The 15,381-nt window shown below is 65.4% G+C and carries 14 protein-coding genes; 10 read left to right on the top strand and 4 right to left on the bottom strand.

Annotated features, from left to right (window positions below; translation table 11 throughout):
* The first annotated feature begins 228 nt into the window (after positions 1 to 228).
* Positions 229 to 2,001, top strand: coding sequence for a sensor histidine kinase (locus G5S42_RS23375; RefSeq protein ID WP_176108941.1), 1,773 nt, complete (start codon positions 229 to 231; stop codon positions 1,999 to 2,001).
* Positions 2,002 to 2,046: 45 nt separating this feature from the next.
* Here G5S42_RS23375 and G5S42_RS23370 read toward each other — a convergent pair whose 3' ends face one another.
* Positions 2,047 to 2,367 (bottom strand): hypothetical protein, encoded by a 321-nt coding sequence (locus G5S42_RS23370; protein WP_176108940.1) that lies wholly within the window; start codon positions 2,365 to 2,367, stop codon positions 2,047 to 2,049.
* A gap of 141 nt (positions 2,368 to 2,508) precedes the next feature.
* Positions 2,509 to 4,098 (bottom strand): winged helix-turn-helix domain-containing tetratricopeptide repeat protein, encoded by a 1,590-nt coding sequence (locus G5S42_RS23365; RefSeq protein ID WP_176108939.1) that lies wholly within the window; start codon positions 4,096 to 4,098, stop codon positions 2,509 to 2,511.
* A gap of 182 nt (positions 4,099 to 4,280) precedes the next feature.
* On the opposite strand from G5S42_RS23365, the gene G5S42_RS23360 reads away from it, so the two are divergent.
* The 7 genes from G5S42_RS23360 to G5S42_RS23330 all read left to right on the top strand — a co-directional run bounded on the left by G5S42_RS23360 (position 4,281) and on the right by G5S42_RS23330 (position 10,966).
* Positions 4,281 to 5,036 carry an SDR family oxidoreductase gene (locus tag G5S42_RS23360; protein WP_176108938.1) on the top strand — a complete coding sequence of 252 codons (756 nt, stop codon included), beginning with the start codon at positions 4,281 to 4,283 and terminating at the stop codon, positions 5,034 to 5,036.
* 51 nt (positions 5,037 to 5,087) lie between these two features.
* Positions 5,088 to 5,567, top strand: coding sequence for a carboxymuconolactone decarboxylase family protein (locus G5S42_RS23355; RefSeq protein WP_018432277.1), 480 nt, complete (start codon positions 5,088 to 5,090; stop codon positions 5,565 to 5,567).
* A gap of 23 nt (positions 5,568 to 5,590) precedes the next feature.
* Complete coding sequence (locus G5S42_RS23350; protein ID WP_176108937.1) at positions 5,591 to 5,989, top strand: cupin domain-containing protein; 399 nt, start codon at positions 5,591 to 5,593, stop codon at positions 5,987 to 5,989.
* Positions 5,990 to 6,314: 325 nt separating this feature from the next.
* A complete protein-coding gene (locus G5S42_RS23345) occupies positions 6,315 to 6,779 on the top strand; it encodes a BCAL1086 family glycoprotein (RefSeq protein ID WP_176108936.1) in 465 nt (154 codons plus the stop codon).
* A gap of 93 nt (positions 6,780 to 6,872) precedes the next feature.
* Positions 6,873 to 7,322 carry an Rrf2 family transcriptional regulator gene (locus G5S42_RS23340; protein ID WP_176108935.1) on the top strand — a complete coding sequence of 150 codons (450 nt, stop codon included), beginning with the start codon at positions 6,873 to 6,875 and terminating at the stop codon, positions 7,320 to 7,322.
* A 97-nt stretch (positions 7,323 to 7,419) separates the two neighbouring features.
* Entirely contained in the window at positions 7,420 to 8,067 is a 648-nt protein-coding gene (locus G5S42_RS23335; RefSeq protein ID WP_176108934.1) for an NAD(P)-dependent oxidoreductase, read from the top strand.
* 118 nt (positions 8,068 to 8,185) lie between these two features.
* A complete protein-coding gene (locus G5S42_RS23330; protein WP_176108933.1) occupies positions 8,186 to 10,966 on the top strand; it encodes a mechanosensitive ion channel family protein in 2,781 nt (926 codons plus the stop codon).
* A gap of 122 nt (positions 10,967 to 11,088) precedes the next feature.
* On the opposite strand, the gene G5S42_RS23325 is transcribed toward G5S42_RS23330, so the two are convergent.
* Positions 11,089 to 11,757: a cysteine dioxygenase family protein gene (locus tag G5S42_RS23325; protein WP_176108932.1), complete on the bottom strand. Its 669-nt coding sequence runs from the start codon at positions 11,755 to 11,757 to the stop codon at positions 11,089 to 11,091.
* A gap of 138 nt (positions 11,758 to 11,895) precedes the next feature.
* On the opposite strand from G5S42_RS23325, the gene G5S42_RS23320 reads away from it, so the two are divergent.
* Together G5S42_RS23320 and G5S42_RS23315 are read left to right on the top strand one after the other, a co-directional pair.
* Complete coding sequence (locus G5S42_RS23320; protein ID WP_013089133.1) at positions 11,896 to 12,369, top strand: Lrp/AsnC family transcriptional regulator; 474 nt, start codon at positions 11,896 to 11,898, stop codon at positions 12,367 to 12,369.
* 173 nt (positions 12,370 to 12,542) lie between these two features.
* Positions 12,543 to 12,752 carry a hypothetical protein gene (locus tag G5S42_RS23315; protein WP_176108931.1) on the top strand — a complete coding sequence of 70 codons (210 nt, stop codon included), beginning with the start codon at positions 12,543 to 12,545 and terminating at the stop codon, positions 12,750 to 12,752.
* Between the two features lie 20 nt (positions 12,753 to 12,772).
* Here the strand turns inward: G5S42_RS23315 and G5S42_RS23310 are convergent, their stop codons facing one another.
* Complete coding sequence (locus tag G5S42_RS23310) at positions 12,773 to 15,295, bottom strand: FUSC family protein (protein ID WP_176108930.1); 2,523 nt, start codon at positions 15,293 to 15,295, stop codon at positions 12,773 to 12,775.
* Positions 15,296 to 15,381: the final 86 nt, after the last annotated feature.

Genomic DNA, 15,381 nt, shown 5'->3' with positions numbered 1-15,381 from the left:
GCTACGGAGGATGACCCAGAAAAGGGCGAAATATTCGATTTAAATTACACCTTTATTCGGAATCCTGACGCAACGAGATGCCGTCGATGCCCAATCCTAGCGGGCAATCGACCAGCGGGGGTACGGTGGTCGACGGGTTCGTGTCCCTCTTTCTTTTCCCGCGCAAACGCCGACATAATGTGCCGACTCCGTGCACGATCCGCCGGCCAACCCCTCCCCTGGGCCCGCATGAGACTGACCACTAAAGGCCTGTTGCTGATCGCGATTCCGGCCGTCTTCGAACTCGCGCTGCTCACTGGCGTCGTTAAGGCGCAGGCCGATGCGACGATGGCCGAGCGTCGGGCGATGCATACCGAGGAGGTGCTGCGCCAGAGCACGGCGATTCTCGATCCGGTGCTGTCCGAATCGGTCGCGCTGCGCGGCGCGGTACTTGCCAACGACATACGCTTCACGACCCCGATCGCAGTATGGATGGACGTCGACCGGCGCATCGACGAACTCGTCGATCTCGTCGGCGACAATCCCGCGCAAGTCGAGCGCGTGGTCGAGGTGCGCCAGGCGGTGCAGGCATACCGCCAGTGGTCCGACCGCATCCAGGACATGCTGCGCGCCGGGCGGCGCGCCGAGATTCTCGCGCGCTTCCACGATCTCGCCCAGGCCGACGTGCTCGATCATTTCCGCTTGCAGGTGAGCGCGTTCCAGGCCGAGGAGCGCCGTCTCGACATGTCGCGCTCGAATGCCGTCGCCGCCGTGCGCGAGCGCGAACAAACGCTGATCGTCGCGGCCGCGTTGGGCTCGCTGCTGTTCGTCGCGCTCGCCATCGGGATGTTCACGCGCGGCGTGCGCGGCCGGCTCGCGCTGCTGTCCGACAACGCGGCCAGGCTTGCCGGCAACGAACCGCTCGCGCCGCTCGGCGCGGGTCGCGATGAAATCGCGCGGCTCGATCTGACCTTGCACGAGACGAGCCGCCGTCTGCTCGAAGCCGAGCGCATCGAGGCGCGTTTTCACGCGGACCTCGAACGCCGCGCCGCCGAGCTTGCCCGCATCAACGAGACGCTGCGCCAACAGACTCAGGAAAACGAAATGTTCATCTACAGCGTGTCGCACGATCTGCGCGCGCCGCTGGTGAACCTGCAGGGATTTTCGAAAGAGCTGATTCGCGCCTGCGACGAGTTGCGCGACGCGGCGCGCGGCTCGTCGCTCGCGACCAGCACGCGCGAGCGGATCGAGCGGATCGTCGACGAGGACATTGGCGAGGCGCTCCACTATCTGCAGACCGCGGTGATGCGCGCGTCGCACATCATCGACGCGCTGCTGCGGCTGTCGCGCGTCGGGCGTGTCGAGTACAGGCGCCAGAAGGTCAATGTGCGCGACATCGTGCAGCGCGTCGTCGATGCGATGCAGGGGTCGATCCGCGTGCGGAGCGCGCGCGTGACGGTCGGCGAACTGCCCGCGGTATGGGGCGATCCGACCGCGCTCGAGCAGATCTTCGCGAACCTGATCGGCAACGCGGTCAACTATCTGGACCCGGCACGCGAAGGCCGCGTCGAAATCGGCACGACGCCCGCGCCGCCGGGCGTGCATTCGCTGCGAATCTTCTACGTGCGCGACAACGGCCTCGGCATCCCGGCGATCGCGCTGCCGCGGCTGTTCACCGCGTTCCAGCGCCTGCACGGCAACGCGGCGGCCGGCGAGGGCATTGGCCTCGCGCTCGTGCGGCGGATGGTCGAGCGACACGGCGGGCGAGTGTGGGCGGAATCGAAGGAAGGGGTGGGCACGACGTTCTATCTGTCGCTGCCAGAGGCGGCGGGCGCCGCGGGCTGGGAACCGGCCGCGGCTGGCGCGCCAGCGCTCGTCGTGGCGGCTCCGGCTCCGGCTCCGGCTCCGGCGGCGCGCGGTGCGCGCGAGAGCGCGCAGGGCGCCGCGGGGGCAGGCTTTAGCGCCGGCAGTGGGTTGCCCGCGCCTTCGATCGATGCGGTGCGAGGAATCACTACGCGGTAGGGGCGCTCGATCGTGCGTGCGGTGCGGGTGGCGCCCGCACGTTCCTCAACCGGCGAAAATCCGTCGCGGCTTCAGCAGTCTCCGGCCGCGCACCGACCAGTAGCAACTGCATGCCAGCAGCACGGCGATGCCGGCGGACGACTCGGCCGGCGTTGGCCGAACGCCGGCGATCCCTTCGACGGCAAACAGGCCGTTCGTGACACCCAGCAGCGCCGCCCAAAGCGCGCACGCGGCCTGCATCAGCAGACGGGTTCCCTTCATATGCCGGGCGCGGGAGTCGTGCGACCAGGTGGGCGGCCGGCGCGCACAGAAGACGATCACCATCAGCATGATGACGAGGGTGACGATCCAGTCGATCAGTTTCATCGAAACAGCACTCCCTAAAAGCAGCCGCGACTATAGGGAGGTGTTTCGTCTACAACCGTCGGAAGATTCTGAAATGTGGGAGAGCGTTGAACGATGTCGAGGCGAGCGCCTCTGCATGCAGACGCCCGCTGCAGGATTGCATCAATCCTCGCAGGGTTCAGAATCGAATCCCGCCTTGGCCAAGCCTTCCGTGAAGACGGCAAGGTTTTCGTCGCGCCGGATCGGCATCCAGTCGGTCAAGTTGCCGAGGCGCAAGTCGGGAATCAGCTCGCGTAAGCGAACCGCAGCTCGTCGAGCTTCCGCTGGTTTGCCGAGCCAGGCCTGACTCGCGGCGAGCGTTGCGTAGGCCAGGCCGAAACTCGGCAAATCCCGGATGGCTTTCTCAGCCCAGAGAGCGGCTTGGACGAAATTGCCCATGAACAAATGCGCACCCGACAAGCCGAACTGCATCCGATAACGCTCTGGATCCAACGGGCTCAATTGCATCGCATGGGTAAATTGCCTGATCGCCTGTTCAGTTTCGCCATGCCACAAGCGGAGAAATGCGCCGAGAAACCACGCGGCGGCAAGATTGGGATTCAATTCGAGCGCCCGATCCAACAAGGCGATACCTTCAGGCAGATCGCCGGCCAGATGCGATAGCGCATGACCGCTGCGCGCGAGAGCGACGGCGTCGTATTTTCCCAACTCCACGGCACGACGCGCCCACTGGGCGCCTTCCGCCATTTCTCTTGGGCGATCGTGCATCCAGCCATTGACCTTGCGCCAGCAATGACACCAGGCCGCCATCGCGTACGCCGATGCAAGCTCAGGGTCGCACGCAAATGCGCGCTGAAATAACGGCAACGCTTCGTCGATCGCTTCGCGGCTGCCTTGATGAAGCTGCGCCATGCCACGCAGGTAGTAGTCGTACGCACGCAGACTTTCGGTCGGTTTGAACCGCGCGCGAGCGATCTCGGCCTGTTCGACCTGCGGCGCAATCGCGCCGACCACACTGTCGGCGATCTGGTCCTGGAACTCGAAAATATTGTCGAGCACGCCTTCGAAGCGGCCAGCCCAATGGGTCGCGCCGGTGCCCGCATCGACGAGCTGGCCGGTGATGCGAACGCGGCCCTGTGCCTGCCGCCAACTGCCTTCGAGCACATAGCGCACGCCGAGCTCTCGCCCGATCTGCTTCACATCCACGTTGCGATGCTTGTAAGTGAAGCTCGAGTTGCGCGCGACGACGAACAACCAGCGGTATCGCGACAGCGCGGTGATGACGTCCTCGATCACACCGTCGGCCAGGTAGTCCTGCTCCGGGTCACCGCTGAGATTGACGAAAGGCAGGACGGCGATGGAAGGCTTGCTGGCCTGCGCCGCATCCGGCGATGACGTCTCGGTTGGCGTCGATGTTTTCTCGCTGGCCTGGTCCGATGCCGGATGTTCGATGACGTCGGCGACAAATCGGAATCCTTTGCGCGCCACGGTTTTGATCACCCGCTGCTGCTGACCGTCATCGCCGACCGCGCTGCGCGCGGCGTTCACGTGGCTGGCCATGGTGGATTCGGAAATCACGCGTCCGTCCCACACCGCATTGATCAGCTCATCCCGGCCCACGACCCGGTTGCGATGGCTCGCCAGATAAACCAGCAGATCGAACACTTTCGGCGTCGTGGCGACCTCCTGCGAAGCGCGGCGCAAGTCGCGACGCTCCAGGTCCAGCGTGCAGTCAGCGAAAACCCATTGCATTGGGGACTCCAGGACGAGAAAGCCGCCAGGTATGCGCTACCCGGCGCGCTGATGAAGCGTATGGAGGAATTCTGGACGGAAATACAAGGCGCAGACAAAGCGGCGCCGGCGGCTGGAAATGATACTGCACCCATCGGATCAAGCAGCAAGCGCTTCGTCAACCGAACCGGAGGGAGTGGAACATGAAAGTGGTCGTCATTGGTGGCAGCGGACTGATCGGCTCGAACGTGGTGCGGCGGCTTCGCCGCGATGGTCACGACGTGGTGGCCGCATCCCCGTCGACCGGGGTGGACTTGATGACGGGCGACGGGTTGGCGAAAGCGGTCGAAGGCGCGCATGTCGTCGTCGATGTCGCCAACGCGCCGTCCTTCGAGGACGAGGCCGTGATGAGCTTCTTCCAGACGGCGGGCCGCAACCTGTTGGCCGCCGAACACGCGGCGGGCGTCGAGCACCATCTTGCTCTGTCCGTCGTGGGCACCGAACGCCTGCAGCAAAGCGGGTATTTTCGCGCCAAGGCTGCGCAGGAGACGCTGGTCAAGGCGTCGCCCGTTCCGTACACGCTGCTGCGTGCCACCCAGTTCTTCGAATTCGTCGGCGGCATCATCGAGGCCAGCGCCCAGCGAGGCGAGGTGCGCCTTTCGCCCGCGCTGATCCAGCCGGTCGCCGCCGACGACGTCTGCGCAGTGCTCGCCGATCTTGCGGCGGGAATGCCGCTGAACGACATGACCGAACTCGCCGGTCCGGACCGCTTCCCACTCGACGAACTCGCCCGCAAGTTCCTCGCCGCGCACAACGATCCACGCACGGTGATCGCCGATGTCCACGCTCGCTATTTCGGCGCAGAGCTGGACGACCGCACCCTGGTCGCCGGCGGCGGTCATCGCATCGGCCCGACGCGCTTCCACACTTGGCTCAGCCGCTCCGTCGCGAAGGACTGAACCGCATTCCCGCAACGTTTCTCCTTTCTCCAACCGCACCAAGGACATGCCATGACCCAGCGCATCGACTACCAGCAGCAATCCCCGGAACTGTTCAAGAAGTTCGTCGAGTTCAGCCTCGTGCTCAAGAAGTCCGCAATCGAGGAAACCATCCGCCATCTCGTCGACATCCGCGCGTCGCAGCTCAACGGCTGCTCGTTCTGCGTCGACATGCACGTGAAGGAGGCCACGATCCATGACGAGCGTCCGTTGCGCCTTCATCACGTGGCCGTGTGGCGCGAGTCCAATCTGTTCACGCCTCGCGAGCGTGCCGCTCTAGCCTGGACCGAGGCGCTGACCCAGATTTCGCCGCTGGGTGTGAGCGATGAAATCTACGATCGCGTGCGGACCCAGTTCTCGGAGAAGGAGTTGTCCGACCTGACCTTCCAGGTGATGTCGATCAACGCGTGGAATCGGGTCAACATTGGCTTTCGCATCCCGCCGGGCATCTACGACAAAGCCTTTGGCGTCGACAAGTCGGGCCTCGCCTGAACGACGCGCAACGGAGCACCGTCATGCATATTTCCAGATGGCTGATCGCATCGCTGCTGCTCGCAGCGGGCGCCGCACACGCGCACGAGCCGCCGCAAGCGCAAGTTGCGCCGCTGATGACCAGGGCGCTGGAAGACTATCCGGGCAAGGAAGTCACGCTGCTCTCGGTCGAGTATCCGCCCGGCAGTGCGGACCCGGTACATCGGCACGATGCACACGGCTTCATCTATGTGCTGAAAGGCTCGATCGTGATGGGCGTGCGCGGCGGCCAGACCGTCACGCTGAAGCCGGGGCAAACCTTCTACGAAGGGCCGAACGACGTGCACACGGTCGGGCGCAATGCCAGCAAGACCAAGCCGGCTAAATTCCTGGTTTTTCTGCTGAAGGATGCCGGCGCACCGATACTGACGCCGGCGAATTAACTGGCTCGGTGATATTCGCGCCACGGCGATTCAGGCGAGCAGCGGCTTGGCGAAACGCCGAACCGCTGCTTTCTTCGCTTACGCAGCGAAGTCGGTCGATGAAGACAGCTGTTTCCACGCTTCCGTTTCCTGGCCCGGCGATGATCGCATTGGTCGACGCGGGGTTGTGGTTCAGTTGCATGGCCTTGCGGCGAACCGCACCCGAGGTTTCGTCGTAATCGTCGATGGCTCGCCGGGGTGACTCGAAGCGGCCGCGCGGCGCAACGGCGGTATCATGGGCACATCTTCGCAAGTGCGAGCCGCTCGGTGCGGCTCCTTTCTGATCATGATTTCATCTGTTTCCTCATCCTTATTGCGCCGCGCGGCGGTCGTGGTCTTCGTGTTCGGCGCGCTGGCCGCGTGCCAGAAAAACGACGCTTCGGCCGGCCAGGTCGCGGGCAAGCTCAACGACGCCGCGCAGCTTGCCGGTCAGAAGCTCGATCAGGCCGCGAGCTACGTCGGCCAACAGGTCACCGCGACCAAGGACGCCGCACAGCAGAACCTCGACTCGGCCTCCGCGCCGTCGATCAGGATCGACCCGGCCGCGCTCGCGTCGAGCGCGCAGGCCAACCTGCAGAACGCGGCGAGCGCGGCCAACGCACAGCTCGGCAGGGCCGCGTCGATCACGGGCCAGGGCCTCGAAACGGCGGGACGCAAGCTGCAGGCGTGGTCGGCGCAGAATGCGAGCTCGTCGGCTTCGTCGAGCGCATCGGCCGAGTCCGCCGACGCGCAGAAGCAGATGGACAAATGACCCGCACGCGGTTCGATCCGGCTTTCGCCGTTTGACTTTAGAGGTATATGTAATTACGATGGTTACACATTGTCGTTGCGGGACGGATCTGCCGTGAACACGAGTAGCCGGTTTGCCTTTGCCGTGCATGTGCTCGCACTGCTGTCGTTACAAGGGGGTGTGCCGTTGTCGTCGGAGATGATCGCGGGCAGCGTGAACACGAATCCCGCGCTGATCCGCCGGCTTCTGGCCATGCTCTCGGAGGCCGGCCTCACCACGTCGCAGATGGGAGCCGGTGGCGGCGCGTTGCTCGCGCGGCGGCCGGAACAGATCACGCTGCTAGACGTCTATCGCGCAGTGGAGGACGCGCAGTTGTTCGCGTTGCATCGCGAGGAGCCGAATCCCGCGTGCATGGTGGGGCGCAATATCCAGAGCGTGTTGAGCGGGATCATCGGCGAAGCGCAGCAGGCGATGGAAGCGGCGCTGGCCGCACGCACGCTCGCCGATGCGACCGCCGACGTGGTCCGCTCGGAGAAGCATCGCGAGCGCAAGCGCCGGGCTTGACGGTGACTAACCAATGAACGGGGTGAGAGCCCCGTTTTTTTCTCGTTATATGTAACTATCAGTGTTACATATAAAACAACCTGAGGAGTACGCTGATATGAGCAAGCAACTGAAGATCGCCTTGTTTGGCGCGACCGGCATGATCGGCTCGCGGATTGCCGCGGAAGCCGCGCGTCGCGGGCATCAGGTGACGGCACTGGTGCGCGATCCGGCGCGCGTGCCGGACGGCGTTGCGAATCTGCATGCGGCGCAGGCCGATCTGCTCGACGCCGCGAGCGTCGGCGCGGCGGTGCGCGGTCAGGACGTGGTCGCGAGCGCGTATGCGCCGCCGCAAGGCGATCTGGCCAAGCTGTCGCAAGCCACGCGCGCGCTGGTCGAAGGGGTGCGCGCGGCGGGGCTGAAGCGCGTCGTCGTGGTAGGCGGCGCGGGCTCGCTCGAAGTCGCGCCGGGCAAGCACCTGGTCGATACCGACAGTTTTCCGCAGGCGTACAAGGGCATCGCGCTCGCGCATCGCGACGCCTTGGACTACTACCGCGGCGTGACCGATCTCGACTGGACGTTCTTCGCGCCGGCCGCGCTGATCGCGCCGGGCGAGCGCACCGGCCAGTTCCGCACGGGCGCGAACACGCTGATCGCGGATGCGGACGGCAACAGCCGCATTTCGGCCGAAGACTACGCGATCGCGTTCGTCGACGAACTGGAGCAGGGCCGCTTCGTCCGCCAGATCGCGACGGTCGCGTACTGACGACCGGCGCATCGAATTCGCCGGCCGCGCAAGCGTACTAACATTCGGTTACGCATGTTCGGGCGCGCCGGGCGTAACTGCGGCTACACTGGCGTCTGCCGTTTTCTCACGGATTGCCATGCAGTCATGCCCGTCGCGGCGTGAGTCCGAGGCTGCGCCGTCTGGCGGCGGGCAGCAGCCGGCGATTCTCACCGCCCCTCATCTCTCCTCCGATCACGCCGCTCGCGGCACTGCCAGCGGCGACGCCCACCCGCGCGAGAGCGCATATGTGCCGGGTTGGTTGACCGCGCTCGTGTGCGCCACGCTGATTCTGTGCCTCGGCGCGCTGCCGCGCATCGCGCAGGCCGCCGGCCCCGCGGTCGGCGGCGGCACGCCGGTGATCCCGGCATTGCAGAGCCTGATCAACAGCGCGACGGTGAACGCGACGCCCGCGTCCGCGGCCTCGGGTGCGTCGGCGCCCGAGGCGGCGTCGGCGCCGTCGCCCGCGAACCAGGCGGAGCTTGCGCGCTCGCTCGACAGCGTGATCGCCACGCTCGACAACGACCGCCAGCGCAGCGCACTCGTCGCCCAGCTGAAGAAGCTGCGCGACGTATCGCAAAGCGCCGCGCAAACCGTCGGGCCGCCTTCGCCAGCGGCCGCGCAACCTAGCCCGGGCCTGCTCGGCGCGATCGCATCGGGCATCGCGTCGTTCGAATCCGACGTGCATCAGGGCCGCACGCCAGTGCGCTACTGGAGCGGGCGCGTGACCGCTGCCGGCAATGAGCTGTACACGATCGTCTCCGGCCAGGGGCGCGAGGGTCTCGGCTCGATCCTGCTGGCGATGCTGGGGATGCTGGCGGGCTGGGGCGCGTGTGCCGGCGCGCTGATCTATCTGCAGCATCGGCTGCACCGGCGCTTCGGCGTCGAGCTGGTGCTGCGGCCCAATCCCACCACGCGCGAGCTGCTGATCTTCGCGTTGCGCCGCGTCGGTCCGTGGATCATCGCGTTCATCGCGGCGCTACTGTTCATGCGCGCGATGCCCGATGCGCTCGGCCGCACGCTCGGCATGGTGGTCGCGTATGCGATCGTCGCGGGCGCGGTGTTTTCCGCGATCTGCCTGATCATGTTCTCGCTGTTCGGCTCGGGCCACCGGCGCGTCGCGGTGCGATTGCTGATCGATCACGCGCGCCGCGTGCTGTTCGTGATCGGCGTGTGCGGTGCGCTCGGCGACGCGGCCGTCAATTACGACGTCGAGCATCAGATCGGCACCAACCTCGCCGCGCTGATTTCGACCGCGGCCAACATGACGGCCGCCGTGCTGACCGGCTATTTCGCGCTCGCTTTCCGCCGGCCGGTCGCGCACCTGATCCGCAACCGGCCGTACGAGCAGCGCAACGACCACAGGGCGGCGACCGATGCGTTCGAGGTGCTTGCCGCGATGTGGCACGTGCCGGTGCTGGTGCTGGCGGCCGCGTCGGTGGTCGCGACGCTGGGCGGCTCCGGCTCCAGCGAAAACGTGCTGCAGATCTCGATCGTGACCGCGCTGCTGCTGGTGCTGGCGTTTTTCCTGTCGGCGATCGTGCTGCGCATGACGCGCCCGCGCAGTGCCCGCGCACGGCGCCGCTCGCCATATCTGACGCGCCTGTTGCGCTTTTGCGGCACCTTGCTGACCTTGTTCATCTGGCTGTTTTTCTTCGAATTCGCGGCGCGGCTGTGGGACGTGTCGCTGGCCGAGGTGATCGAGAGGAACGTGGCGGCGCGCGGTATCGCGCATGCGATGACGGCGATCGTCGCCACCGTTTTTATCGCGTGGCTGCTGTGGATTCTGGTCGACACCGCGATCACCGAAACGCTCAATCCGGGCAGCCCGCGCAACAAGGCGCGCAGTCCGAGCACGCGCGCCCGCACGATGTTGCCGCTGGTGCGCAACGTGTTGCTCGTGTCGATCATGACGATCGGCGGCATCGTCACCGCCGCGAACCTCGGCATCAACGTGACGCCGCTGCTCGCCGGCGCGGGCGTGATCGGTCTGGCGATCGGCTTCGGCGCGCAGTCGCTGGTGACCGACCTGATCACCGGGCTCTTCATCATCATCGAGGACACGATCTCGGTCGGCGACTGGATCGACGTCGATGGCGGCCATGCGGGCACGGTCGAACATCTGTCGATCCGCACCGTGCGGCTGCGCGACGGGCAGGGCGCGATCCACGCGATTCCGTTCTCGCAGATCAAGATCGTGAAGAACCTGTCGCGCGATTTCGCGTATGCGGTGTTCGAAGTGCGCATGTCGTTCTCGACCGATGTCGACGAGATCACGCAGCTGATCCGCGAAGTCGGCGCGGAGCTGATGGCCGACTTCCGCTACCGGCGCGAGATGCTCGGGCCGATCGAGGTGTGGGGTCTCGACCGCTTCGATCCGAACTGGATGGTCGTCAAAGGACAGATCAAGACGCGGCCGCTGCAGCAATGGAGCGTCGCGCGGGCGTTCAATTTGCGGCTCAAGCGCAAGATGGACGAGGCGGGCATCGAGATTCCGGTCGCGCAGATGCGGGTGTACACGTCGTCGAAGGATAGCGACGGCGAGCCGTTGCGCGACGATGAGATGACCGGGTTCGTCGCGCCTGTGGATGCGGGTGCCGACGCGCACCAGCGGGCGCGCGACGGCGCGCACGGCAAAGACCATCAAAGGGCGCATGAACCCGCGCGCGAACGAACCCGCGAAGCGGCGCACGAGCATCTGCGCGAAGCGGAGTATGAAGTGGGCGCCGTCGGCCCGTCGGCGCGCGCATCGACACATGTGCCGCTTGCGCCCGCGCGTGACGTGTCGCACGAACCGCGTCCAGCGCCGCCGCCGACCGGACAGACCGCGCCGATTCCGCCGCAAATTCCGACGGCGGGCGATGTCGGCGGGAAGAGTTGAGGCGGGGGCTTGTTGGCGACCGTGCGAGGACGGTCGCGTGCTTGTGTGCTCGCATGAGTTCGTAGTCGCGCGAACGCGTCACATCACGTCACGTCACGTGTCGTCGTGACGTGCAACCGTTGTTAAACCATCTCCGCGGCGTCGGCCGTGCGCACGATGTCGTTCACGTGCGTGCCGATCCGCGCGCCTTCGACGCCATAGATATGCAGCGACACCGCCGGCGCATCACTGCTGTTGCCGAGCCGATGAATCGCGGCACGGCCGCCGCGCACGTACGACACCGCGCCGCGTTTGCGTGTCTGAATGCGCAGCGCACTCGCGCATTGCTGCGCGTCGTCCCATTCGAAGACCGTTTCGCTCAGCTTGCCCTCGACCACCGCGTAACCGCACCACGTGTGATGCGCATGCACGGGGCTCGCCTGGCCGGGCTGCCAGACCAGCGCGGCGATCGCATAGCGGCCTTGCGGATCGGCGACGAGCAGATGGCGCCGATAGGTGTCGGCGGAGCCTTCGCGTTGTATCGGTGCGAGCAGCGCCGGATCGGCGGCCGCCTCGGCGAGCGCGAGCCGCATGCTGCGCGCGAAGAACGTCGAATGCGACGGTTCTGGAAATTTCGCGCAGGCTTCGAACATCGCGTCGAGCGTGTCGCACAGGCGCTCGAGCGGTGTGCGCTTCATATCGCGCAGCGTGTGCGCAGATAACGCGGCCGCATCGAGTCGGGCCGGGTCCGGCAGCGACTTCAGGTAGTCGGGAAGATGCTCGAAAGCGGTGGCGCGAAGGTCGTCGCTCATGGTGTTGATGCAGCTCGGGCGCTGCTGGTCGGCAATTTTCGGTATCGATATTTATACCGGTTTGCCCGGAGAAACAGTTTCCATATAATTTCCTCGACCGTCAGAAAAGTAGAATAATTTCCTATGAGAGGTGGGGGTATGGGTATGGATATCATCGATCGGAAGCTGCTCGAATTGCTGCAGGCGGACGCGACGATGCCGATCGCCGAACTCGCGCAGCGCGTGAATCTGTCACAGACGCCTTGCTGGAAGCGGCTTCAGCGCCTGAAGGAGGCGGGCGTGATTCGCGCGCAAGTGGCGCTGTGCGACGCGCGCAAGCTCGGCGTCGGAACCACGGTGTTCGTGGCGGTGCGCACGAACCAGCACACGGAGACATGGGCCGCCGCGTTCACGCAGGCGGTGCGCGATATTCCGGAAGTGGTCGAGGTCTACCGGATGAGCGGCGAGACCGACTATCTGCTGCGCGTGGTGGTCTCCGATATCGACGACTACGACCGGATCTACAAGCAGTTGATCACGGCCGTGCCGCTGTACGACGTGAGTTCGAGCTTCGCGATGGAGCAGATCAAGTATTCGACGGCGTTGCCGGTGCGTTCGTCGGCGGTAACGTGATGCTCGTGGAGCATCCGTGAGTGCCAGGAGCGCCGCTTGCTGTTTCGATAGCAAACGCGCCACGGCGCATCCATACCGAACCCGTCGGCTGCAAGCCGCGTGCAAGCTCACTGGGCGTAGAATGCCGCCTTCTCCGACCCATCCGCGACTGCTACGCGAACCGAGCCCGCTTCATGACCAGACCGCCGCGCAAGAAGAACCCGACCTTTGGCATCGCCGTCTTTATCGTGGTGGCGATTCTGCTCGTGATCGCAACGCTGATCTACAACGCGATCCGTCAAAAGCACGAGTTCGAGAGCCAGCCCACGCAGGTGCCGCCGGTGGCCTCGGAGGCGGCCGCGGCAGTCAACGCACTGAAACCGGCGAGCGGCGCAGCGCAATAACGCCCGCGCGCCTCGCAGCTTCACTCCTCCGGCAACCGGATGATGCTCGCGTCCTTGCGAATCTGCGCGGACGCCGCGAGCATCTGCTTGCATTGATGCGCGAGCAGCTTCGTGTCGTGCACCGCATCCGCCGTATAGTCCGGCGATTTCTCCGTGTTGACGACCATCGCATCGAGTTCGCGACTCATCAGTTTGATCTGCTCGCTCTGCTCGGCGGGCAACGCGGTGCCTGCTTCGGCGGCGCTCAGGTTGTCGCGCACGAGGCTCAATGCGCGCTGCAGCGGCTGTAGCGAGATGTCCTCGACCTGTTGCTGCTGTTGCGCGGAGGTGCGCAGCAGCGGCGCGGCGGCCGTGATCTGCGACGCGAGCACGTGGCTGCGCACCAGCAGACCGTTCAACTCCGGCACGAACTTCTGCGCGGACTTCGGTTCGAGCATCATGCGCTGGAACGCCTGGCCGAGATTCGCGAACGCAACGTGAACGTTCTTGCGCGCGAGCCGATAGCGGTAATCGCGATCGAGCGCGGTCGCCGCCGCGGCAGCGGCGGCCGATGTGCCGCTTGCCGGGCGCGCGGTCGGATTGCGGATCGTGGTGGTGCCTTGGGCTGCGTCGGCCGCGTTCGCCTCTGCACTAGCGTCGGCGAGCGGCGGTGCACGGCTCGCGCGCTCCGCGCGGCGCGCACCGGCGCCACTCTCCACTTCGGCATCGGCTTCGGCTCCAGCGACAGCGAGCGCCGGCCCGCCAAAGCCGAGCGCCGGGTCCGCCATCGCGGCCGCCGGCGCGCGCGCGCCCGCTTCGGTCACGGCCGCGACCACCGCGGCGGCCGGCTTGCCGCTCCACCACCAGCTCGCTTCGAGATACTGCCGCGTCGCGCTGATCATGTTGTTGACGAGCTTGCCCATCAAGCGGTACTCCCAGTACGGGAACAGGTGGCTCGCCGCGATCGCGATCGCGCAGCCGACCACGGTGTCGATCGCGCGCTCGCCGATGATGCGCAGACTGCCCGGCGCAAGCAGATGGAACAGCAGCAGCACATACGACGACGTGAACACGACGCTCGCCGTGTAGTTGAACAGCAGCAGGCTGTAGCTCATCACCATCGACGCGAACATCACGACCATCAGGATGTGCGGCTCCTTCACGAAGATGATCAGCGCGATGCTCGCCGCGCAGCCGATCAGCGTGCCGATGATCCGCTGCCCGTTGCGCTGCTTGGTCAGCGAGTAGCCGGGCTTCAGGATGATGACGGTGGTCATCACGATCCAGTATGCGTTGGTCAGCGGCAGCAGGCGGCCGAGCCAGAAGCCCACGGCGACCGCGATCGTCACGCGCAATGCATGGCGAAAGCTCGGCGAGGCCATGGTCAGATTCGAGAAGATCTGCCCGAACGGCACGCGCCGGCTCGTCACGAAGCGGCTCAGCGCCTGATCGATGCGCAGTTCCGTTTCGGTCGGACTCGGCTCGGTGGTGAGGCTGCGGCGCATCTTGTCGATCAGCCGCGTGGCGCTCCAGATGCGGCGGAAATTCGACGACACCGCCGAATATGCCTCCGGGTTCTGGGTCGGCAGTTCCTGCTTGCGCATCAGCTCGATTTCATACTCGATCGCGCGCAACTCGGCCTTCACGTTCACGCGCTTGCGCGGCGCCTGGTTCTGCAGCACCGCGAGGCCGATCTCCTCGAGATCTTCGGCAGCCTTGCGAATCAGATCGCGATAGAACACCAGCAGGTCGGAGCCGCCGAACGTGCTGCGCACGAGCGTGTAATCGGTTTGCGCGCCGACGAACAGCTCGTGCAGATCGACGGTATTGATGAACAGGTTGTACAGCATCGCGCGGCGGGGTTCGAGCTTGCCGCGTTTGAGCCTGGGCAGGTTGCGCAGCACGATGTCGCGCGCGGCGTCCTGGCGCTCTACCGCGGAGATCTGCTTGTCGACGAGGTTGCGGTAGCACTCGTCGAGGTCGTTGTCGAGATCGTAGAACGCGGCGCGCGCAAGCAGATAGTCCGCGCACGCGAACACACTTTCGGCGAGCGCCTGCTGCTCGATCCGATGCACCATCCAGCGGCTCACGAGGGTCGACCAATACGTGTACCAGAGGCCGCCGAGCAGTATCCACGACGCATTGACGAGCGCCTGCAGCGGCGTGAAGTGCTCCTCCAGCGTCATGATCATCATGAACAGCGTCGCGAAGCTGATCTGCGGCCAGCGGTTGCCGTACACGACGATCAGCGACAGCACGAACGTAAGCGGCACGACCGTGCACCACAGCGCGATCGGATTGACGGTGGCGAGGCCGGTGGCGAGCGCGGACAGAAAGCCGATCACCGAGCAGGCCAGCATCTCGTTGTGCTTGTACTTGAGCGGGCCCGGCATGTCGACGACGCAGGCGCCGAGCGCGCCAGTCGCGATCGTGAAGCCGAGTTCACGATTGTGAAACACGATCAGGCACAGGATGGCCGGTAACGACACGCCGACCGCGATGCGCAGGCCGCCATAAAAGTACTGGCTATAAAGGAATTTTCTTATTTCGACCGAATAGCGCATCGACTACCTGAATCCATTCATCGAGAAAACCGCAGTTGGAAAGACAGCGCGAAACTGCCGTCGAGTCTAACTGATTTTGCGCGCGT

It is taken from the genome of Paraburkholderia youngii (assembly GCF_013366925.1).
Taxonomy (GTDB): domain Bacteria; phylum Pseudomonadota; class Gammaproteobacteria; order Burkholderiales; family Burkholderiaceae; genus Paraburkholderia; species Paraburkholderia youngii.
Note: the sequence above shows the minus strand (reverse complement) of the source record. Positions and strands in the feature narration are given on the sequence as shown.

Bases quoted from the DNA above. Each gene is read 5' to 3' on its own strand.
- G5S42_RS23330 (WP_176108933.1), top strand. From the start codon at position 8,186: ATGCAGTCATGCCCGTCGCGGCGTGAGTCCGAGGCTGCGCCGTCTGGC.
- G5S42_RS23355 (WP_018432277.1), top strand. From the start codon at position 5,088: ATGACCCAGCGCATCGACTACCAGCAGCAATCCCCGGAACTGTTCAAG.
- G5S42_RS23325 (WP_176108932.1), bottom strand. From the start codon at position 11,757: ATGAGCGACGACCTTCGCGCCACCGCTTTCGAGCATCTTCCCGACTAC.
- G5S42_RS23370 (WP_176108940.1), bottom strand. From the start codon at position 2,367: ATGAAACTGATCGACTGGATCGTCACCCTCGTCATCATGCTGATGGTG.
- G5S42_RS23350 (WP_176108937.1), top strand. From the start codon at position 5,591: ATGCATATTTCCAGATGGCTGATCGCATCGCTGCTGCTCGCAGCGGGC.
- G5S42_RS23375 (WP_176108941.1), top strand. From the start codon at position 229: ATGAGACTGACCACTAAAGGCCTGTTGCTGATCGCGATTCCGGCCGTC.
- G5S42_RS23360 (WP_176108938.1), top strand. From the start codon at position 4,281: ATGAAAGTGGTCGTCATTGGTGGCAGCGGACTGATCGGCTCGAACGTG.
- G5S42_RS23345 (WP_176108936.1), top strand. From the start codon at position 6,315: ATGATTTCATCTGTTTCCTCATCCTTATTGCGCCGCGCGGCGGTCGTG.
- G5S42_RS23365 (WP_176108939.1), bottom strand. From the start codon at position 4,098: ATGCAATGGGTTTTCGCTGACTGCACGCTGGACCTGGAGCGTCGCGAC.
- G5S42_RS23335 (WP_176108934.1), top strand. From the start codon at position 7,420: ATGAGCAAGCAACTGAAGATCGCCTTGTTTGGCGCGACCGGCATGATC.
- G5S42_RS23320 (WP_013089133.1), top strand. From the start codon at position 11,896: ATGGGTATGGATATCATCGATCGGAAGCTGCTCGAATTGCTGCAGGCG.
- G5S42_RS23310 (WP_176108930.1), bottom strand. From the start codon at position 15,295: ATGCGCTATTCGGTCGAAATAAGAAAATTCCTTTATAGCCAGTACTTT.
- G5S42_RS23315 (WP_176108931.1), top strand. From the start codon at position 12,543: ATGACCAGACCGCCGCGCAAGAAGAACCCGACCTTTGGCATCGCCGTC.